A 19,895-nucleotide genomic window follows, 5' to 3' on the forward strand; every position below is an offset into this window, starting at 1 on the left:
ATGACCGAAATCCACACCCCCCAAGAGCTTGATCCTGCCGCTGCGTTCGAGGCCATGGGCCAGCGATTGGCAGGGCTTACCGCCGCCATCGACGGCCTCGCCGTCAAATTTCAGGAGATGCATGCCCGCGATTACAGTCCCGAATTGGCGAAGATCGAGGGACAGTTTCAGGCGGTACGCGGCGCGGTGAAGCAGTTCACCGAGCGGCCGGTCATGGCGCTGACGCCGGAGCGCCTCGCTGCGCAGATCGAGGCGGCGGGAAGGGATGGGCGGCTCGCTGATCATCAGGCTTGGGAGCGGGCGCGTATCGAACTTCTAACGGCTGCTGCTTCCATCAACATCGTCGTCGCCGATGCTCGCGCGGGGCAGGTTCAGAACAAGTGGATGGTGATCGCCGCGAGTGCAGCGCTTGTTGTTGGGCTCTTTGCGGGTGGCGCAGGTCGGGACATCATTTCCTGGATGGCGCCCACGAGTTGGCATTGGCCGGAGCAGCGGGCTGCGGCAATGCTTGGGCGAACTGAGTGGGACGCTGGCGAGCGGCTTTTAGAGGTTGCCGATCCGGAGAGGAGGCTGAGGGTGAATGCGGCGATCCAATCTCAAGCAGAGGCGAAGGTTATCAGTCGGAAGTTGCGCCGGGCTCGGAGCGAAATTCGGTAGTAATGCCCCCTCCAGAGATCACCGTCGACACAGGTTGGAATGGCTGGAATTGGATCCTGTTGAACGGGCGTTATTCAGTCACTGACCGGCCAGTCCAGTCGGTCAGAATTTCAGAGGCCTCACCGGCGGATTTAACCTTCCAGCCCGCAGCTTGGCTGCGGGCGCATCTTTCAATACGATCCTGATCTGCGCGACACCATGATGATATCGCCTGAAGGCGGCGGCCGCGATTGGATCGTCGAACTGCGTAATTGTCTGGGCATCGTTTGGTTTGGTGATCAAGCCGTTGGGTAGCCGTTCCTCCCATCCTTGAGCTACGCGGAAACCGTGCACGATGTCGCGAATGGGCGTGATGACATAGTCCGCTCGCGCCTCTGACCGCTTAATCAGTATGCCCGTCGCCTCACACTCGACTTTGTCGGCGGCATCCCCCCAAGCCGCAAAATGAGCGCGCTTGGCATCGTTTAAGTCATCAGCGATCGCGACCCGGCACGCGTCCGCGAATTGCTGCGCTTCGGTTGAGCCCTTGGCCGCTACCGCCTTGATGATGCTGAAGTCGGTCTCGCTGTTATTGTTTCTGACCGCCCAGAAGCCGACATTGCTGCCCCCATTTGTACGGTTCATCCGGGTCTCGAAATGCGCGATGCCCGCCCCGACCTTTGTTGGACCGTCATGAATCGCCTCATCATATCGCTCGAGTAGGGCCAAGAGGTCTGCATGATCCGCCGGGTTATCAATCGGGGTGTTGAGTTCGTAGCGCGAACGCATGTCGAGAAAATGATTCTCGGCGGCACTTCGCGATGCAAAAGCTCTGCCGTTGGGAAGGATGAGCGGCTTGTTGGGCATCCGTATAACTCTCAGGTTTTCTCGGCGCTGCGCGCCGTGCGCAGGCCTTGCGCGTCCCGCCATACCTGTCGAAGGTCCTGCGGAGACACCAGGTTTTCGACCCGTGAGCCCGCGATGGCATCGCGCCAGATCTCGACCGGACTGTCTTCCAGAAAGGAGCGAAAACGCGCGTTGTCACCTGGCTGGAGATCGCCGTTTCGCGCTACATATTGCGCCGCAATCCCGGTTGCTGCCTGACGCGGCACGCCGAACATCGATGCTAGAACAGCTCCAGGATCGTTCACGCCATACTGGATATAGGCTGGAAGCATGCGGCGCTCGTCGCTGGGGGATGACGTGTCGCTTGCGAGCATGTCGCGACCGCGCAAATAGGCATGCGCGCCCCAAGATACTGTCTGCGAAACCTTGCCGAACACATATTTTCCGGCCTCGCGAATCCGTTCCGCCTCATCTTGTCCACTGAAGGATGGCGCGATCTCGTGGATCGCAGCGCCATTCATCCACTGGTGTACGACGTCGGCGACCAACTGAGTGTTAATCGTCCCATGGCCTTTCTCCAGCGCGAGCGAGAGTTCGGGGAGTTTGACGAGCGCATCGATGAGATGTTTCAGGCCTTCCCGTGCCTGCATTTCGGCAGCATTGCCGCGTGCAAGAACGGGATCGGAACCGATCGAGGCGTAGAGTTCGTCAAAGCTAAAAGAGGCGAGCCCCGTCTGATCGGCAGTCTTCATATATCCGGACTGCTTGCCCGACACTTCGGCGACATAGCGGCGCGCGAGACGCATAAGGGAGGCTCGCGTATTCGCAGACTTGCCAGCAAAACTTGCCGTCACAAGCCGCTCGAGTTCGGATTGCGTTTCGCGCGCGCCCAAGCTGGCGACAGCATGGCCAAGATACTGGATAAAGGGGCGTATTCCTTCGTTGATCTTGTATGTCCACTTGATCGAATCCGTTTCATCGATTCTCTCGATCGCGGACGTGAGCGCGGAATCGATCCGCTCATTGAGGTAGGTTGTATACCTCTCCCACTCATCGCGGTGCTTCGGGTTCGCGAAAACGACGACCCCTTTCTCGGAAAGGCCGACACGCCCCGCTCGCCCGGCAATGTTCCAGAATTCGCCGGGCGATAAGGGACCTGAATATGGTTTTGAAACCGAGTGAATCACTACGCTGGAAACCGGGAAATTCATTCCTTGGGCAAGCGTTGTCGTTGCCGCGATGAAATCGAGCACGCCAAGTGCCGCAAGCCGCTCGACAAGATACCGAAGCTCTCCGCTAAGCGCTGAATGGTGAAAGGCAACGCCACGCGAGAGACATTTGGCGAGATCGCTATTGGCGCCGTAATCCGCCGTCGCGAGCGCCAGCGCCACCCTGAACTCGGCTGGCGCTTCCTGGGGGTCTAGCACTGGCTTGGTAGCGGCAATGGCGAGGGCGGCTTCTTCGGCATTGATGCGTGAGCCGGGGAACATCGCGAGTGACGGCCCGAACGCGCGTAGCCGCTTGCATAGAACTACCGCGTTTGATCGTACCGAGGGCGGTTTCAGCTCCTCGCGTTCCTCGGGCGTTAAAGGCAGACGCGTCGGGCTGATCACGTTGTTGGGACGATGCGGCTCCTTCCACTCGATCTCGATCGCGCGAGTACCCGCGCGTCCTGTGAATTTTGTAAGGCCGACAATCAGGCGAGACGGGCGCCATTGGACGCCGACCTCATGGCTACGCCCCACGCTCAGCCAGTCCGCCACGTCCTTCGCATTCTCGACGAATGGCGTCAGCAGCAGGAGGCGGATGTGCGCATGTTCCCGGCGAAGATTTGCAAGCAGCAGCTCAAGCCGCACACCGCGCTCACCGTCTTTGAGAAGGTGTGCCTCGTCTACGATGACGAGGCGGACGGTCGAGAACCATTCAGCATGCGCTCGCAGCAACAAGTCAAGCTTCTCGGGTGTGGAGACGACGACGCCTTTGGCTTGCTCGAGAAGTGCCAGCTCGAACGGATCCTCCTCGAATGCGCTGCCGGCTGCTGTCACAAGGATATCGAGATCAGAGAGATCGGCACCCAGCGTCCGTTTGACCTGGGTCGCGAGCGCGCGGGTCGGGGTCAAGTAAACGATTTTTGCGTCCGCGTAGCTCGACACGGTTTGCACGGCAGCGAGTTCGGCCATCAGCGTCTTGCCCGAACTCGTCGGCATCTGCAGGACAACCGCTTCCTGCCTCGGATCGAGCAGATTGCTGCTGAGCGCCTCCTGCTGCGAAGGCAGCATGCTGTAGATCGCTCCTTCGCGGGTGCTCATGTTCTTGATCAGTGAGTCGATCTTCTCGGTAATGTTGAGCCCGTTGGACCAGATCGAATCCGAACGTAATTTCGCTGCGATCAGTGCCACCGACCGCGTCCAGGTCATCAGTTCGGGATCCGAGGACAGTTCGGCATACTTGCGCGCTTTACTGAGCAAGACCTCGAGTTCCGTCGCTACGTTTAGCGCCTGCCCCCGCCGGCCTCGCAGTTCGCCTTCGAGCAGATAGCTGACGATGACGACTGTTGCCTGTGCTGCATGATACAGCGAAAGGAGCGTCAGTGCCGCCTGATCCTCGCGCGGCGCCTCAGTTAGCCATTCACGGTCTGTCTCTGCTTGCAGCGCAGACAATTCTTCCACCACCGTCCGGGCTGCTTCGATATCGACGCGGTCTCGCTGACGTGCCGTAAGGATCAGTGCGCGAGTCACGGCTGCTTGGACACGCAGTGGCCATGCAGAAACGTTGTCTGGAGTGCCGAGCAGCGTTCCAATCGCGTCTAGACCGAGCAATTGTCGCAATTCAGTTGGCCTGCGTGCTGCTAGACCTGTCGCGGTCAGGAGTAGTAGGTCTCGCATCTCGACCTGGCGGCGCTCGACCGCAGCGAAAATATAGGCCTGCCATTGCTCGAAGACGCGCTGACTGCCGCTCAACGTCTCCCGGGCCAGACGCGGTTCGGCACCGTAGAGGCTGGACTCAATATCTACGGAAGCGAGAAGCTCTTCATAGCCGAAAAGCGCACCGATTTTAAGCTCGATCAGATCGGCGCTCGGCGGTTCGCGATTCCTGTCAAGCACGGCCTGGAAGGCGGCATCATCGAGCGCAGACACCAAGGCATCGATATGGTTTGCGTTGAGAATGTTTCCGACATCAGTCATGCTGACGCGCCGCATCCATTGCCTTGCGGCCGAATTCGTTTAGGTCAGCACCGATCGATAGGCTCATGCCGCGCGCTTTGGCATGTCCGAACGTTGCTGTCGCCCCTCTCAGTGATTTCAGATCTTCAAGATCTGCTGGCACCACTCCTCTAATGACGACTGGCGCCACCATGAGGTTCGCTACCTTCGCAGTTTTCTCCAATTCGACGAGCATGTTGAGCAACGGCGTACAATATTCTGTGCCCTTGCAACGCAGCGCGCAGGCGACGAGGAAGCCTTTGAGCTTACCGACCTCCGCCGTAACCTTCCCGCATTCCACGATGAGTTTTTCCGCCTGGCTCGGCGGGCGATTGATATCGTCTGTTCCCTTGACCTGAATGAGGACCAAAGCGAGCTCACCGGTAGACTGGTTCATCACGCTCCAGCCGTCGAATCCAAGGATCGGCTGGTTGCGATTGCCTTTCGTAGCATGAAGTGCTGGCGGCGTGGCCATGTCGAATACGACGCTGAGTGCCTCACGTGCGACAATTTCGGTGGTTTCAGAGCGGTAATTCGTAAGGTGAGCCGGCTTTCCACCTTCGGCATCAGGATCAGGCAGTGACGAGCGAAATGCTTGGATCAAATGGTCGGTTTCGAAACCGCCGATGCCTTCCGCGGGGTCTGGGACGGTGAGGAGCGGTTCGTTCTCTGCGAGATCGCGAAGCTCCTGCTCGCCATATGCGCTACGTATCGCACCCACCGCATGACGCAGCATGCCATCGTCGACAAGGTCGAGATCGCACGACTCCAGAACGACCGCCCAAAGGTGATCATCGGCGTCCGTCGTGATGACGTGCTTCGAATAACGTTTGGCTAAATCCCCCACGGACGGTAGCTCGCACAAGTTACTTGATGCGTCAATCGGATGTTCTGCTGGTGCGAGCTAATCGTATCTATTCTAAATGAATTGGAGAACATCCGTACGGACCTTTGATGCTCGCCTATGAAGGCGATGTTGGTGACCATTTCTGCTCTGTTCGAAATTGAAGTTCCCAACATCTCGGTGAAAATCGTTCCACGCTCAGATTAGGGCGTGAAGCCGCCGTCAGCATGACCGGCATCAAGATTATTTGTGAGGTCAGGAGCCGAGGTGGCTGGCAACCGCCTGAGCGTGTCGCCTGCCCCCAATCCAAATACGAAATCAGCCGACAGCCGAGCTCTTCCTGCGCAACTCGTCCAGATGGTCGCTCCACCATTGATGCATTGCAACACGCTCCTCCCAATACCGGCCGCGATTGTAGATTCCGCGAATGGCATTGACATCTGCATGCGCAAGCGAACGTTCGATTGCATCAGCGCTCCAGTGGCCGCTCTCATTCAGAAGTGTCGATGCGGTTGTCCTCAGTCCGTGCGCGGTTATCTCATCTTTGCGATAACCCATTCGCCGAAATGCATTGTTGACGGTGTTTTCGCTCATGGTTTTTCGTGACGTATGTATGGCCGGAAACGCATAGCCGTCCGGCCCGGTCACTTCTTGCAGTTCACGCAGATAGGCGATCACTTGCCGAGATAGCGGAACTTGGTGAGGTTTCCGCATTTTCATGCGCTCAGCGGGGATGGTCCAAACACCAGCCTCGAAGTCGAACTCTGACCAGTCGGCTTTCCGCAGTTCGCCCGGCCGGGACATGACGTGGGGTGAGATCCGCATGGCAAAGCGCGTGATTGCGCTGCCGGAATAGCAGTCGATGTCGCGGAGCAGTTTTCCGATTTGCTGCGGGTCGAGCAGCGCAGCATGATGAGTAACCTTGGGCGCGATCAGCGCGCCGCGCAGGATGGTCGTGGGGTCATTTTCGCCGCGTCCTGTCGCCACGCCATAGCGGAAAACACGGCTGGCAAATTCGCGACAGCGCCGCGCCGTTTCCCGCTTCCCTTGCTTTTCCAGCGCTTTCAGAATCGCCAGAATTTCGAGTGGCTTGATTTCAGAAATTGGCCGATGTGCGATAGGTTTCAGCAGCGTCAGTTGCCAAACCATTTTGTCGGTCGTTACCTGCGCTCTCTCTTCGGCAATCATTTTTTCGATAAAGTCTTTTGCGACATCCTCGAACGAGTTGGCGGCTTTGAAGGAGGCGACGAGCTTGTGCAGCTTTCGCACCGCCAGTGGGTCTTCGCCTCCGGCGAGGACTTGGCGCGCTTCGTCGAGCTTCCGGCGCGCGCCTTCCAGGCCGACATCGGGATAACGGCCGAGCGCGAGGCGCTTCTGTTTGCCGAGAAAACGATATTTGAAGCGCCACAGCTTCGACCCATTGGGGTGGATCTCCAGAAAGAGACCTCGACCGTCACTGCACTGGTAGGACTTGGCGTCAGGTTCAAGTTGGCGAATTTGGGTTTCGGTAAGTGCCACGCGCGATTCTCCTCGAAAGGTCGAAGCGCGTAAGGGGACCGTCCAGGTGGGCCATCCGTGTGAGTCCTCTCAAGGAGGTTTTGGTGCCATTTCGTGGCCCCATTTCACTCAAGATGGCCTGAAACTGCCTGACACACTCCTAGACCGGGGAGGCTCAATAATGGCAGAATTCAGCCATTTTTTCGAGCGTTTGGGACGATCTGAGAGGGAAAGGTGGTGCCGCTTACGTGACTCGAACACGTGACCCCATCATTACGAATGATGTGCTCTACCAACTGAGCTAAAGCGGCATGCCTGATGTGAACCGGCAAGCCGGCCATGGGCAGGGGGCGCCTTTACCGAGCGGCGCAAGATCGCGCAAGGGGCTTTGCACCCACTCGCGATGAACTTTTTTGGATTTCTCGTCCGTCACAACCCGAAGCGCAGTTTGATGGCGCGATATCGCTCCAGCAGCAGGGCCGCACGCTCGTCTGGGGTGGTCTTGGCGGTCGTTGTGGGCAGGTGTTTCGGCAGGTCGGCGGCCTTCACCCGATGCGTGCGGAAAGTCGCGGGCTGCTGGTTCATCAGGTTGCGGTAGGTGAGGTTGCCGTCGGAGAAGCCCTGGGTGTCCAGCCAGTTGTGGAGGCCGGGGTCCTGGTGGGCGAGAATCAGGCGGACCACGCCATCGTCGTCCACTTTCGTGCGGGCGGGGGTGTAGCTGACTGGGCGATGGAGGAAGTCCATCGATCCCATCAGCGCGCCGCCCATGCCGAACAGCCAGAAGCCGGGATGCCAGTCCATCTCGACGATCAGCGCTTCGTCCGGTTCCAGGTGCCAGACCATGTGCGCGGCCATACGCCCGCGTTTGGCGTCGCTGGCGTCGTTGGCGGCCTTGTCCGCTGGGAACATGTTGAGGCCGGCGGGATCGCAGACCCCGCGCGAGGTGAGCCAGGCGTGTTCGGGCCAGTCGCACATCAGGCCGGTGACGAAGTTTCCGGCCCAGCCCATCGCTTCGGTCATCTGTGTGGGTGAGGGCAGCGGACGCGGCGTGGCCATGCCGATCCGCTCGATCGAGAGCGTGGTGGGCGTTTCGCCGAAGCCATCGAAGGCCTCCCGGATGAACAGCTTTCGCGATCCGGGTGTGGTGGGGAGCCAGTTCTTTTCCTGCGGAGGGCCGCCGATGGTGATTTCGAAGCGGCCATCGGCATTGGCTTCGATCTGGTGGCCGAATAGGTTGGCCTCTGGAATGTCGCCGAAGGGTTCGTGCAGGCTGGGCCAGTCGGTGCCCGGGATCTTGTCCGGGCGCGGGCCCTGAACTGTCACGTTCAGCCAGCGCGCGGTGCCGCGGCGGCCGCTGAGGCGGTAGACGTGATCGCCGGAAATCCATGCCTGCCGATAAGTGAAGTCGGCCAGATCGCCGCCGAGTTTCATCGTTGGCGTGGTGAACCGGTGGATTTGCGGGAAAGCCGGATCGCGCGTTTCGAGGGCGAGGTCGAAGGCTTGTCCCAGGTTCTGCGTCAGGAACCGGAAGGCGTCGGCGCGCTGGAGCGGGTTGGCCGGATTGGCGTCCTTGAAGGCGGACATGCCGGCGTGCTTCAACTGTTCACAGAACGTGTCCCACGCCGTCTTGAGCGCTGCGTCGTCGGTTCCATCGCCGAATGCCATCGTGTCAGGCTCCTAGCCGGGTGAGAATGTCGGAAAGGGTGTGGGCAGCGCGGGTGCAGGCTTGTTCGGCGCCCTCGGCCTCTATGCGCTGGCCGACGAGTTCGAGGTCGAACAGGCCGGTGTAGCCGAGATCCAGCACGTCGCGCAGGATTGCCTCCAGTGGCACGGCGCCGTCGCCGGGGACGGCGCGGCAGGGCGTGGTACGGTCTCCGGGAACATGGTCGCTCACTTGCACGAGGCCGGCGATGGGGAGGGCCTCGGCAAGCTTTTCGCGTAGGTCCGCCTCCACCCAGCAGGCGTGCAGATCGACGCAGAGGCCGAGGCCGGCGAGCCGCGCAAGCCGCAGCGTATCGGGCAGCGTATGCGCGATGTGAATGTCCACAGTCAGCGGCGAGGCATTCTCGACCAGCAGCGCGACGCCGCGAGCAGCGGCATGATCACGGCAAGGGGCGAGCAGTTCGGTGAAGCGCGTTGCCGCCTGTTCCCATGACAGTCCGCCGCGCCCTCCGGTGATGAGGTAGATCGATGGCGCGCCAAGCTCTGCGGCCATGTCGATCACCCAGAACAGATCGCGCGCGGCGATCCCGCTGTCTCGCTCAAGGTCGGGATGGAGCGCGAAGGGATGGTTGATGCAGCCCACGGCGATCCGGCCATGCTGCACTGCCTCGCGTGCAGCATCTCGTTCGTTCGCCTGCAAGAGTCGCGGAGAAACCAGTGTGGCATGCTGCACCCCGATCTCGCAGCAAAACTGGAGGAAGGGGCCGGTCTCCCGGTCCACCATCGCCACTTGATGAAGGCTGACGCGCGGGTGCATCAGCGTTGTTCGATCTCTACGCCGAAGCGTTCCCGGAACGGCGCGAACTCCGCATTCAGCGCATCGAGGTCGTAACCGGCATCGACCAGCACTTGCGTCGAATAATGGAACTTGCCGTGGCGGTCGCCCTTGTTCTCGGCCAGATAGCGCCGCATCGCCGCTTCCGCTTCGGGCGTGAAGGGGCGGTCCGCGAACTTGTAGTAATCGCGGATCACGCCGATCGGATCGGCCACGAAGTCGCGGTAGCGCACGTGGTGGATGCGCGGATCGTTCGCCAGCGGATGGGCCATCGTGTTGCCGATCGACCAGCGCACGCGCTCCAGATGGGCGCGGGCTTCCTTCACCAGATCGATCTTGCCGACGATACCGTCCATGATGTCCGCCATCATCATCGTCGAACTGGCGGCGACCATCACCGGATCGCGGTGGAGCCAGACCAGCGAGGCATCGGGATAGGCATCGAAGAACGCGTCGAGCCGGGTGGTGTGGAAGCCCTTCAGCACCCAGTGCCGGGTGGGCCGCCGGTATTGCAGCGCTTGCAGCATGGCCTTGTGAATGCGGTACTGTGCGGGCGGATCGGTGGGCAGGCCGAAGGAGAGGTTCTGCATCGGCACGCGCCACCATGCCGTGGGCGTCATCACGCGAAAGTCGAAGGCCCAGGTGCGTTCGTCTTCGGGCAGACCTTCGCCCAGCATGTCGTTGTAGGGGTGGCAGTGCAGCCAGCGCGGCATCTTCGCATTGATCTCGCGCCATTCGGCATCGGCGGCGGGGATGCGAGGATCGGGGGCCTCGACAGTCCCCGGCGGTGGTGAGGGGTGCATCACCTCCCAGAACCGCAGTGCCCGCGCTCCGGGATCGACGGCGAGCAGCGCGTGCATCAGCGTTGTGCCGGAGCGGGGTTCGCCGCTGACGAACATCGGGCGGTCGATCGCTTCATCGGCCAGCGGGAAGCGCTTGCGATCCTCGAAGAAGCGCAGGCGATCGGTCAGCAGCCAGAGCACGTTCTCCGCCGCTGCCGCGCGGCCTGCCGCGTCCATGGCGATGCCGTTGATGTGCTCCACTGCGAGGGCGAAGCGTTCGGGGAAGCCCTCGTCCGGCCAATTGGCATCCGCCCAGTCTGAAAGGCCGGTGATTTGCTGCGCTTCAAGCAGTAAGTGCTGCGCGTTCAGGTCGGCCATGTTCAGGCCTCCACCAGACGGGCGATTTCGTCCTCGGTCTCGCGGACCTTGGCGGCGCTGGTGGCGGAGAACTTCATGCCGCCCATCGCGCCATATTCCATCAGCTTGTAGACGCGCATCCCGGCATCGGCGAAGCCCTTGATCTTGAGGGCGACGTCCTTCGGCGTGCCCACGGGCAGCACGTCGCGGATCGCCTGCGGGTCCATCTCGTCGCAGAATTTCAACATCTTCTCGCGGCTAAGGCGCACGGGGTCGAAGTCCATGATGCCCCGCCAGTCTGTGCCCATCGGGTGTTCATAACCGAACTGGGCCAGGTCCTTGGCGGTCATCATCAGGATGATCGATTTCACCATCGGCGCGCGCAGCATTTCGTCGATCTCGTCAGGCTCGCCAATCAGGCACATCTGGGTGAGGGCGGGAGTGAAGTGGCTCATGTCGCGCCCGGCGGCGTCGCCCGTATCGAGGATCACCTTCAGCTTCGCGGCATAGTCTTCCGGCGTCCACGAACCCGCCGGCCACCAGCCATCCGCCTCGCGCCCGGTGATGGACAGCATGCGTGGACCTGCCGCGCCCAGCCAGATCGGCGGCGCCTTGCCCTCGTAGAACTCGGTGTCCATCCGCGCGTGGTGGAGGTGGAAGAACTGCCCTTCGAAATCGACCGGGCCGTCCGCATGCCACAGCAGCTTGATGACCTTGATCGATTCTTCCAGCCGCCCCACCGGCTTGTCGAAATCGAAGCCGTAAGGAACCGTGTTTTCCAACTCGCCCGAACCGAGGCCGAGGATGAAGCGGCCTTTCGACAGGTGGCTGATCGTCAGCGCCGTCTGCGCCAGCAGCGAGGGATGGCGGCGCACGGTATCGACCACGGTGGTCGCCAACGGCGTATTTTTGGTCAGCACTGCCGTCGCCGCCGCCACCGCCAGACCGTCGAGATGGCGGTGCGGGCTGGGCGAGGCCTTGGCGAGATCGGTGAATTCCGGCGTCCAGATCGAATCGGGCCAGAAGCTGACCATGTGATCGGGCAGCCAGATCGAGTGATAGCGGCCCGAATCGTAGTCCTGCGCCATGTCGATGCCGAGCGGCAGGGTGGTTCGCAGGAAGGCTGCGGGCTGCACATTCATAAGGCCATCCTCTCAGGCAGCGTCCCCCATACCCCTGAGGTGATGGATAGGCGCCGCTCGTTGTCTCTGGATGCGGTTGTGGGTTAGCCCTCGGGTCACGAAAATTCCCATTTGGGGATCACGGAAATGCTGCAAGGAGAGGACGCGGCGCTGCTGGTGCCGCTGATCGAGGGACTGGTGGAAGACCCGCCCTGGCGGCGCTTCCTCGATGCCCTGCGCGCGCGGGTTGCGGCGGATTATGCCAGCCTCGTGTTTCGCCCCCTGCCGCTGGGCACGCCGGAGGCGCGGGTGATCCATCTCTATTCCGGCCAGCCTTCGCCCCCGCCGGTTTCGCAGCTCTATCGCGAGAGCCTCTACTTGCGCGATCCGATGCCCTATCACGCGATGCAGGAGGGGCGCAGCCACGCGCTGCACGAATTACTGCGCTTCGGTGATCCGCGGCACGATGCCTATCTCGATCAATTGCTCGCGCCCTCCGGCATGAACCACATGCGCATGATCCGCTTTGCCGAGCCGGGCGGGGTGAACGGCTGGATCACGATTACTCGCCGGGATGGCGAGTTTGCGGCGGATGTCGACGGCCTGCTCGAAGACCTGGCCCCTCATCTGCGCGCGGCGCTCGGCAGCTTCGTAGCGCTGGAGCGTGAGCGGATGGGCGCGGAGATCGAGCGTGAGGCGGTGCGGCGGATGAACTTCGGGTGGGTGACGCTCGATGGCGAGGGCAGGGTGCTCGATGCCGATCCGCTGGGCACGCGGATGCTGGCAGGCTCGACCGGGCTCATGCGGACCCGCGATGGCCGGCTGAGCGCGCACGATCCACGGCTGCGGCGGCAGCTTGCGGAAGCCATCGGTGAACTCGCGCGCGATCCCGATGCCCGGCCGCGTGCGCTGGTGCTGTGCCGGGAGCCGTGGCTGGACTTGCTGCTGGTCCCCTCCGGCCGGCGCATGGGGACGACGCGGGCGGCGCCGGCGGTGCTCTGTTATCTCCACGCGGATCACTGGTCCTCGGCCGACCGTTGCGGGCAGCTTGCGCAACTGTTCGACCTTACCGCGAGCGAGGCGCGGCTGGCGCTGGCGCTCAGTCGCGGCCTGTCGATTGCCGAGGCGGGGCCGGAAGTGGGGCTGACGGTGGAATCGGCGCGGACGTATTCCAAGCGGATCTACGCCAAGACCGGGGCGCGGGGGCAGGCGGACTTGGTGCGGTTTATCCATCGCAGTGTGTTGGCGATTGCGTGACGGAAGTAGATTTACGTGGAAGCACGGAGGGGCGGAGAAGAACAACACAAGATATAAAATCGCGCAAAGGCGCGAAGGCGCAAAGAGGCGGCGCTTGCGGCGAAGCCGCTTTCAAAATCACCTGACGCGCAACCGATTGGGGCAAGAAAGGCCTGCGGCGCTACCAACCCCTTTGCGCCTTCGCGCCTTTGCGCGATCCCTTTCCTTCTCATCAACCTCGCCCGCTTGGATACATTCCAGCCACCTCGCATAGGCGATTTGAACACTAGTTCAGCATTTTCCGTTGACTTCGTCTTCGCCACCCTTCAGCCAATGGATACGAAAGCGGCCGCAAGGAGCCGCGCGGTGGAGTGGAGAAGGCATGTCGGGCCAGCTTGCAGGAAAGGTCGCGCTCGTTACCGGCGCGTCGTCGGGGATCGGGGAGGCGGCGGCCTCGTGCCTTGCCGAGGCGGGGGCGACGGTCGTCGTCTGCGCACGCCGGGCGGAGCGGCTTTCGGGGCTCGTCGCGCAGATCGAGGCGGCGGGCGGCAAGGCGCTGGCGATTCCGGGCGACATGACCGTGGAGGACGATGCGCGTGGGGCCGTGGCGCAGACCGTCGCGGCGTTCGGGCGGATCGACATTCTGATCAACTCGGCCGGGATCATGGAAGCGGGCGGGATCGAGAACTGCGATACCGCGATCTATCGCCGGGTGATCGACATCAATCTGATGGGCACCGTCTACACCAGTGCCGCCGCCGTGTCGCACATGCTGGAGCAGGGCGGCGGCGATATCATCACCATCTCCTCGCTCGCCGGGCGCAAGGGCGGGCCGATGACCAGCGCCTATTCGGCCAGCAAGCACGCGGTCAACATGATGACCGACGGGATGCGGCAGGAACTGGGCGGCAAGAACATCCGCGTCACCACCTTGATGCCCGGCGCGACCGAGACCGAGGTGGCGGATTCGATTTCCGACCCGCAGTGGCGCACCGCGATCAAGGCCCATGTCAGCAAGGAAGGCGCGGTGAAGCCGCGCGATATCGGTGAGGCCATCGTCTTCATCCTCGCCATGCCGCGCCGGACGAACATCTCCGAGATTTCGATCCGTCCGACCATCGACACGAGCGCTTAAGGAGAACGACCATGGGAAGACTTCAGGATAAAGTCTGCATCGTCACCGGCGCGGGTTCGGGCATGGGCCGGGCCATGGCCGAACTGTTTCATGCCGAGGGGGCCCGGCTGGTGCTGGCGGATATCTCGGGCAAGCAGGACGAAGTGGCGGCATCGCTCGGCGGCGATACGGTGGGCGTGCAGTGCGATGTCTCCGACGAGGCGCAAGTGCAGGCGATGATCGCCACTGCCGAGGAGCGCTTCGGGCGGCTCGATGTGCTCTGCAACAATGCCGGGTTCGGCGGGCCGATGGCGCCGCTGCACACACAGTCGCTGGAGACGTGGGACCGCGTCCACGCGACCAACTTGCGCGGTGCGTTTCTGGGCATGAAGTACGGCATAATCTCGATGTTGAAGACCGGCGGCGGGGCGATCGTGAACACGACTTCGGCCTCGGGCGTGATCGGCTGGAAGCACCATTCGGTCTACGGCGCGGCCAAGGCGGGGGTGAACCAGCTGACCAAGGCGGCGGCGCTCGACTATTCGGATCAGGGCATCCGCGTGAACGCCATTGCGCCGGGCACGATGTGGACGGGGCTGGTCGAAGCCTCCCGCACCCATGCCGAGCCACCGGCTGAGTTCCCGGTGCTCGCGGGCATTCCGATGGGGCGTTGGGGGCTGGCGAAAGACATCGCGCAGGCCGCGCTCTATCTGGCCAGCGATGAGGCGGCTTACGTTACCGGCGTAGTCCTGCCGGTGGACGGCGGCTATTCGATCGGCTTTTCGGGAATGGGGGCGGAGCGGCCCGGCATCGCCAGCGCCAATCCGGGCTGAGTCAGGTCCTGACATTGGGCGGCTATACGCGGCGCCGATCCGCTTCTCACCCGGCCTTTCGGCCAAATCCCCCCGGTGAGAAACCGCTCTGGGTGGTGACGAATTCCCCCCGGATCGTCACGCTTCCGCAGGTGCGGATCGGATCGGCGCCGCGTTCCGGCTGTGCCGGATGGCCGGACGATCAGCCGGGTGGCGCCGCGTCGCGCTCCCACAGAGCCCCGCGCGTCATCGCCGCCACCAAAACGCGAATGTCCCCGAACCCGGCCACGGTGGCCATCGGTGTCTGAGACGATATCCGGAACGGGCAGGTTCACTTTGACCGCTCCGGATGGCCCGTTATGGCACCGGGCGGCTCGAAAGAGCGTGATCTGGCTCACGCTCTTTCGCAGATGCGGCAAACGGTGCGAAAACTGGCGGTCAACCGCGCGTTTCGACAGTTACGCCGCCGGTCATGATATGCTCGGCAGGGCCGGTCAGCATATCCATCGGGAAGACTTTCGGCACCGCGCTGGCCGCTTCCAGCCGGGCGAGGTGTTCGTCTGAAAGCGTCACCTCCAGCGCGCCGAGGTTATCCTCCAGCTGCGCCGGCGTGCGCGCGCCCAGCACCGGGGAATCGACATCCGGGTGGGCGAGCAGCCAGGCCAGCGCCACTTGCGCGGGCGTGCAGCCGATATCCTTGGCGACGTCGGCCGTGACTTGCGCGATGGCGAGGTTCTGTTCGCTCAGCCGCCCGGTCGCGACGTTGATCGCCTTGCGCGATCCCATCATTTCGCCGGCGGGGGCGGAGACATCGGCACTGCTGTACTTGCCGGTCAGCACGCCGCCGCCCAGCGGCGACCACGGGCAGACGCCCAGCCCCATCTCGCGCGCCATCGGGATCAGTTCGCGCTCCACCGTGCGCTCGATCAGGTTGTGCTGGATCTGCAGCGCGCAGAACTGCGTCCATCCGCGCAGCTCTGCAATCGCCTGCATCCGGCTCGCCTGCCATGCCGGGGTATCGGAAAGGCCGATGTAGAGCACCTTGCCGCTACGGACGAGATCGTCGAACGCGCGCAGAATCTCATCCACCGGCGTGCGGAAATCCCACATGTGCAGGTAGAGCAGGTCGATCCAGTCGGTATTCATCCGCTTCAGTGAGGCTTCGACCGAGCGGACCATGTTGCGCCGCGAATTGCCCGCCGCATTGGGATCGCCGGGGCTGGTGGTGATCGAATACTTGGTGGAGATCACCAGCTTCTCTCGCCGGTCCCCCACGATCTGGCCCAGCAGCCGTTCGGAACCGCCCATCTGGCCGTAGAAGTCCGCCGTATCGACGAAGTTGCCGCCGCGATCGGCATAGATGTCCAGCATTCGCGCCGCTTCCTCGTCGGTCGAACCCCAGCCGCCGGGGCCGACACCGAAAGTCATCGTGCCGAGGCACAGCGGCGAGATACGCAGGCCGGAGCGGCCCAGCAGACGGTAATGATCGAGCTGAGTAGGCAAATGTACTCTCCTTCGGTGTACAGTCTGCCGGGTAGCGCGGGTTTGGGCCAGATCGTCGAGCCGGGCCTGCATGTCCGGGCAAGCGGGATTGCCTGCGCGACTGAAGGCACCTAGCAAGCAAGGATGAACGCTCCCGAGAAGATCGCGCCGAAGATTGCCCAGAAGATCGCAGAGGTCGATCCCTTTCACGCCATGGCGATCGGCCGCCTTGCCTATGAATTGCAGGCGGAGGGGCGCGATGTGATTCACATGGAATATGGCCAGCCCTCCACCGGTGCGCCGGCTGCTGCGATTGCTGCGGCGCACAAGGTGCTGGACAGCGATCCGGGTGGTTACTGGGAAAGCACCGAGTTGCTGGACCGTACCGCCCGCCACTATGCGGAGACTTATGGCGTTTCGGTGGGCCGCGAGCAGGTGATCCTGACTTGCGGCGCCTCGCCCGCTTTCGTGCTGGCGCTGACCAGCCTCTTCGCGCCGGGCGCGCGCGTGGCTTTGGCGCGGCCGGGCTATGTCGCCTACCGCAACACGCTGAAGACGCTCTATCTGGAGCCGGTGGAGATGCCCTGCGGCCCGGCCGAGCGCTATCAGGTGACGGCCGCCGCGCTAGATGCGCTCGATCCGGTGCCCGATGGCCTGATCCTCGCGAGCCCCGCTAACCCGACCGGCACGGTGATCGCGCCGGAGGAACTGGCAGCGATTGCCGAAGTCTGCCGCCGCAAGGGCATCCGGGTGGTGTCGGACGAGATCTATCACGGGCTGACGTATGGCGAGCCGGCGCAGTCCACCCTGCAGCATCTGCCCGAGGCGGTGATCGTCAACAGCTTCTCGAAATACTATTCGATGGCGGGCTGGCGGCTGGGCTGGCTGGTGGTGCCTCCCGAAGTGGTGACGGCGGCGCGATCACGGATGAGTAATCTGTTCCTCACGCCTTCGGTGCTGGCGCAGCACGCCGGGCTGATCGCGATGGATTCGACCGAGGAACTCGAAGGCCACCTGCATACCTACGCGCGCAATCGCGAATTGCTGCTGGCGGCGCTGCCACGCCTCGGCCTCAGCGAGATCGCGCCGCCCGACGGGGCGTTCTATATCTATGCGGATATCGGCCATCTGACCAATGACAGTCTGGCCTTCTGCCGGCAGCTTCTGCGTGACACGGGCGTCGCCACCGCGCCGGGGATCGATTTCGATCCTGTCGACGGTCATCGCCATTTTCGCATGAGCTTCGCGGTTTCAACGCCGCTGATCGAACAGGCGATCGAGCGCATGGCCGAATGGTTCGCCGCGCGTTGAGGGCGGCGGTGAATCACAAAAGGAAGCGCTTATGCGCTTCGCTTTGAAACTGCGATTTTGTGAGAAGTCGAACTGGAGCGGGCGACGGGATTCGAACCACAAGCGAAGCGGCTTGCCGCGTAGCGCTCAAATGAAGAGAGGGTTCGTTTTGCTGTGCTGTCGAACTGGAGCGGGCGAAGGGATTCGAACCCTCGACCCCAACCTTGGCAAGGTTGTGCTCTACCCCTGAGCTACGCCCGCTCTGGCGTTCGAGACCTTCCGGAAGACCGGAAAACCCGATTATGAACTGGAGCGGGCGAAGGGATTCGAACCCTCGACCCCAACCTTGGCAAGGTTGTGCTCTACCCCTGAGCTACGCCCGCTCTGACGTTCGAGACCCGCTGGATTAACCGGCAGGTCCGGGGTGGAGGCGGCCCACTAGCAGTGCTTTTTGGGGTCGGCAAGAGCTAAATTGAAAGAATCGTACGAAGACCTGCAACAGGCCCATAAACCCTTCACAAATCGGTCGCGAAGGCCGATCTAGTGCGCTCAAGCACATTTACGCACGCATTCACGGGAGCAAGAATCTTGGCCAGCATGGGTCTCAACCTCGACGAACAGAAGGCGGTGGACCGCTTCCGTCAGTCCGTTGCCGAACCGTCGATGACGAAGCTGGTGATCCTGGATTTCTGGGCGGAATGGTGCGGGCCGTGCAAGGCGCTGACGCCGGTGCTGGAAAAGGTGGCCGCCGAATATGCGGACAAGGGCGTGGTGCTCGCTAAGCTCAATGTCGATGAGGAACAGTTCATCGCCGGGCAGTTCCAGGTCCGCTCGATCCCCACCGTCTATGCGATCTTCCAGGGCCAGCCGGTGGCCGACCTGACCAATGCGCGCACCGAATCGCAGCTGAAGCAGATGCTGGACCAGCTGCTGGCGCAGCTTCCGGTGCAGGCCGGCGGCGAACCGCAGCAGGACATCGCGCCGCTGATCGCCATGGGCGAGGAAGCGCTGGCCGATGGCGATGGTGAGCGCGCGGCATCGATCTTCATGCAGATCCTCGACATCGCGCCGGAAAATCCCGAAGTGATCGCCGGCTTCGTGCGCGGGCTGGTCGCGGCCGGGCGAATCGAGGAAGCCGAGCAGGTGCTGTCCAGCCTTGAGCCGGAACTTGCCGCCGATGCGCATCTGGACCGGGCACGCTCGGCACTAGCGCTGGCCAAGGACAAGCCGGAGGATAGCGAACTCGCCGCCCTGCGCGCCGCCGCGGCCGAACGTCCCGCTGACATGGACGCGCAGCTGGCCTTCGCCAATGCCGCCTTCGCCGCCGGTGAGCGCGACGATGCCGCCGCCACGCTGCTGCGCATGGTCGCCGCCGACCGCGAGTGGAATGAAGGCGCCGCACGCGCCAAGCTGCTGCAGATCTTCGAGGCGGTCGGTCTGGAAGATCCCTGGGTCTCCGCCACGCGCCGCAAGCTCTCCACCGTGCTGTTCGGCTGATGGGAGCGGCGCCCGTGCGGATTACTATCTTCCCTCTGCCGGGCGCCGTCCTCTATCCGGGTTTGCAATTGCCGCTCCACATCTTCGAGCCGCGCTATCGGGCGATGATCAGCGACGCGCTCGCACGCGATCGGCGCATCGGCATGATCCAGCCGCAGCGCCCGGCGGAAGGGGCGCCGCTCTACGCCGTGGGCTGCCTTGGCCGCATCGGCGATGTCGAGGCGCTGGACGATGGGCGGTTCAATATCCTGCTCGAAGGCGAGTCGCGCTTCCGCCTGGTTCGAGAACTGGATGTCACCACGCCGTTCCGGCAGATCGAGGCCGAACTGTTGCCCGACGACGGTGACGAAGTGCTGGCGGCCATCGAACGCGCCAGTTTCGAGCGCGAGGCACGGCGATTCGCCGATGCGCAAGGCTATGCGGTGGATTGGGATCAGGTCGCGCGGCTGGATGACCAGTCGCTGATCAACGGCGTCTCGCAGATCGCGCCGTTCGATGCGGCAGCGAAGCAGGCTCTGCTGGAGGTTTCCAGCCTGCGCGAGCGGTGCGAGTTGCTGGTGCAATTGATGCAGTTCTTCGGGCGCCGGTCGGATGACGACGATGAGGATGGGGTGACGTTGCAGTAGCGGCGGGCTTCATCTGCCACGCGTCCCGGACCAGAAGCCTATCCCTAACAAGCCA

At 62.8% G+C, this 19,895-nt stretch carries 16 protein-coding genes and 3 tRNA genes; 7 read left to right on the forward strand and 12 right to left on the reverse strand.

Annotated elements, in window-relative coordinates; genetic code table 11:
• Complete coding sequence (locus ACZ1JV_RS10015; protein ID WP_465136517.1) at positions 1-657, forward strand: DUF6118 family protein; 657 nt, start codon at positions 1-3, stop codon at positions 655-657.
• A 102-nt stretch (positions 658-759) separates the two neighbouring features.
• Here the strand turns inward: ACZ1JV_RS10015 and ACZ1JV_RS10020 are convergent, their stop codons facing one another.
• From ACZ1JV_RS10020 to ACZ1JV_RS10060, 9 genes are all read right to left on the reverse strand, one after another.
• On the reverse strand, positions 760-1,503 hold the full coding sequence (locus tag ACZ1JV_RS10020) for a DUF3223 domain-containing protein (RefSeq protein ID WP_465136516.1): 744 nt from the start codon (positions 1,501-1,503) through the stop codon (positions 760-762).
• Between the two features lie 11 nt (positions 1,504-1,514).
• Positions 1,515-4,667: a DEAD/DEAH box helicase gene (locus ACZ1JV_RS10025; protein ID WP_465136515.1), complete on the reverse strand. Its 3,153-nt coding sequence runs from the start codon at positions 4,665-4,667 to the stop codon at positions 1,515-1,517.
• Entirely contained in the window at positions 4,660-5,532 is an 873-nt protein-coding gene (locus ACZ1JV_RS10030; RefSeq protein WP_465136514.1) for a hypothetical protein, read from the reverse strand. Before ACZ1JV_RS10030 ends, ACZ1JV_RS10025 begins: the two co-directional genes overlap by 8 nt.
• Positions 5,533-5,847: 315 nt before the next feature.
• Positions 5,848-7,047 carry a tyrosine-type recombinase/integrase gene (locus ACZ1JV_RS10035; protein ID WP_465136513.1) on the reverse strand — a complete coding sequence of 400 codons (1,200 nt, stop codon included), beginning with the start codon at positions 7,045-7,047 and terminating at the stop codon, positions 5,848-5,850.
• A gap of 214 nt (positions 7,048-7,261) precedes the next feature.
• Positions 7,262-7,337 (reverse strand) — tRNA-Thr (locus ACZ1JV_RS10040).
• Between the two features lie 118 nt (positions 7,338-7,455).
• Positions 7,456-8,691 (reverse strand): DUF1214 domain-containing protein, encoded by a 1,236-nt coding sequence (locus ACZ1JV_RS10045; protein ID WP_465151442.1) that lies wholly within the window; start codon positions 8,689-8,691, stop codon positions 7,456-7,458.
• A gap of 4 nt (positions 8,692-8,695) precedes the next feature.
• On the reverse strand, positions 8,696-9,505 hold the full coding sequence (locus tag ACZ1JV_RS10050) for a sugar phosphate isomerase/epimerase family protein (protein WP_465151443.1): 810 nt from the start codon (positions 9,503-9,505) through the stop codon (positions 8,696-8,698).
• Entirely contained in the window at positions 9,505-10,683 is a 1,179-nt protein-coding gene (locus ACZ1JV_RS10055) for a sulfotransferase family protein (RefSeq protein WP_465151444.1), read from the reverse strand. Before ACZ1JV_RS10055 ends, ACZ1JV_RS10050 begins: the two co-directional genes overlap by 1 nt.
• A 2-nt stretch (positions 10,684-10,685) precedes the next feature.
• The gene (locus ACZ1JV_RS10060) at positions 10,686-11,804 is read right to left on the reverse strand and encodes an LLM class flavin-dependent oxidoreductase (protein ID WP_465151445.1); all 1,119 of its coding nucleotides are present in this window, start codon (positions 11,802-11,804) and stop codon (positions 10,686-10,688) included.
• Positions 11,805-11,930: 126 nt separating this feature from the next.
• On the opposite strand from ACZ1JV_RS10060, the gene ACZ1JV_RS10065 reads away from it, so the two are divergent.
• The 3 genes from ACZ1JV_RS10065 (at position 11,931) to ACZ1JV_RS10075 (ending at position 14,966) form a co-directional block, all read left to right on the forward strand.
• Positions 11,931-13,040, forward strand: coding sequence for a helix-turn-helix transcriptional regulator (locus ACZ1JV_RS10065; RefSeq protein ID WP_465151446.1), 1,110 nt, complete (start codon positions 11,931-11,933; stop codon positions 13,038-13,040).
• Between the two features lie 361 nt (positions 13,041-13,401).
• A complete protein-coding gene (locus ACZ1JV_RS10070; RefSeq protein ID WP_465151447.1) occupies positions 13,402-14,154 on the forward strand; it encodes an SDR family oxidoreductase in 753 nt (250 codons plus the stop codon).
• 11 nt (positions 14,155-14,165) lie between these two features.
• Positions 14,166-14,966: an SDR family NAD(P)-dependent oxidoreductase gene (locus ACZ1JV_RS10075; protein WP_465151448.1), complete on the forward strand. Its 801-nt coding sequence runs from the start codon at positions 14,166-14,168 to the stop codon at positions 14,964-14,966.
• A gap of 417 nt (positions 14,967-15,383) precedes the next feature.
• Here the strand turns inward: ACZ1JV_RS10075 and ACZ1JV_RS10080 are convergent, their stop codons facing one another.
• On the reverse strand, positions 15,384-16,448 hold the full coding sequence (locus ACZ1JV_RS10080) for an aldo/keto reductase (RefSeq protein ID WP_465151449.1): 1,065 nt from the start codon (positions 16,446-16,448) through the stop codon (positions 15,384-15,386).
• A 123-nt stretch (positions 16,449-16,571) separates the two neighbouring features.
• Between ACZ1JV_RS10080 and ACZ1JV_RS10085 the strand changes: the two genes are divergently transcribed.
• On the forward strand, positions 16,572-17,738 hold the full coding sequence (locus ACZ1JV_RS10085; protein ID WP_465151450.1) for an aminotransferase class I/II-fold pyridoxal phosphate-dependent enzyme: 1,167 nt from the start codon (positions 16,572-16,574) through the stop codon (positions 17,736-17,738).
• A gap of 165 nt (positions 17,739-17,903) precedes the next feature.
• Here the strand turns inward: ACZ1JV_RS10085 and ACZ1JV_RS10090 are convergent.
• Together ACZ1JV_RS10090 and ACZ1JV_RS10095 are read right to left on the reverse strand one after the other, a co-directional pair.
• Positions 17,904-17,978: transfer RNA gene (locus tag ACZ1JV_RS10090), tRNA-Gly, on the reverse strand.
• 47 nt (positions 17,979-18,025) lie between these two features.
• Positions 18,026-18,100 (reverse strand) — tRNA-Gly (locus ACZ1JV_RS10095).
• A 214-nt stretch (positions 18,101-18,314) separates the two neighbouring features.
• Between ACZ1JV_RS10095 and ACZ1JV_RS10100 the strand changes: the two genes are divergently transcribed.
• Entirely contained in the window at positions 18,315-19,214 is a 900-nt protein-coding gene (locus ACZ1JV_RS10100; protein WP_465152539.1) for a tetratricopeptide repeat protein, read from the forward strand.
• Positions 19,214-19,840: an LON peptidase substrate-binding domain-containing protein gene (locus ACZ1JV_RS10105; RefSeq protein ID WP_465151451.1), complete on the forward strand. Its 627-nt coding sequence runs from the start codon at positions 19,214-19,216 to the stop codon at positions 19,838-19,840. Before ACZ1JV_RS10100 ends, ACZ1JV_RS10105 begins: the two co-directional genes overlap by 1 nt.
• Positions 19,841-19,895: the final 55 nt, after the last annotated feature.

Source organism: Novosphingobium sp. BL-S-19, from assembly GCF_055521675.1.

Coding starts and splice junctions, on each gene's coding strand:
- ACZ1JV_RS10015 (WP_465136517.1), top strand. CDS start 1: ATGACCGAAATCCACACCCCCCAAGAGCTTGATCCTGCCGCTGCGTTC.
- ACZ1JV_RS10020 (WP_465136516.1), bottom strand. CDS start 1,503: ATGCCCAACAAGCCGCTCATCCTTCCCAACGGCAGAGCTTTTGCATCG.
- ACZ1JV_RS10025 (WP_465136515.1), bottom strand. CDS start 4,667: ATGACTGATGTCGGAAACATTCTCAACGCAAACCATATCGATGCCTTG.
- ACZ1JV_RS10045 (WP_465151442.1), bottom strand. CDS start 8,691: ATGGCATTCGGCGATGGAACCGACGACGCAGCGCTCAAGACGGCGTGG.
- ACZ1JV_RS10050 (WP_465151443.1), bottom strand. CDS start 9,505: ATGCACCCGCGCGTCAGCCTTCATCAAGTGGCGATGGTGGACCGGGAG.
- ACZ1JV_RS10055 (WP_465151444.1), bottom strand. CDS start 10,683: ATGGCCGACCTGAACGCGCAGCACTTACTGCTTGAAGCGCAGCAAATC.
- ACZ1JV_RS10060 (WP_465151445.1), bottom strand. CDS start 11,804: ATGAATGTGCAGCCCGCAGCCTTCCTGCGAACCACCCTGCCGCTCGGC.
- ACZ1JV_RS10065 (WP_465151446.1), top strand. CDS start 11,931: ATGCTGCAAGGAGAGGACGCGGCGCTGCTGGTGCCGCTGATCGAGGGA.
- ACZ1JV_RS10070 (WP_465151447.1), top strand. CDS start 13,402: ATGTCGGGCCAGCTTGCAGGAAAGGTCGCGCTCGTTACCGGCGCGTCG.
- ACZ1JV_RS10075 (WP_465151448.1), top strand. CDS start 14,166: ATGGGAAGACTTCAGGATAAAGTCTGCATCGTCACCGGCGCGGGTTCG.
- ACZ1JV_RS10085 (WP_465151450.1), top strand. CDS start 16,572: ATGAACGCTCCCGAGAAGATCGCGCCGAAGATTGCCCAGAAGATCGCA.
- ACZ1JV_RS10100 (WP_465152539.1), top strand. CDS start 18,315: ATGGGTCTCAACCTCGACGAACAGAAGGCGGTGGACCGCTTCCGTCAG.
- ACZ1JV_RS10105 (WP_465151451.1), top strand. CDS start 19,214: ATGGGAGCGGCGCCCGTGCGGATTACTATCTTCCCTCTGCCGGGCGCC.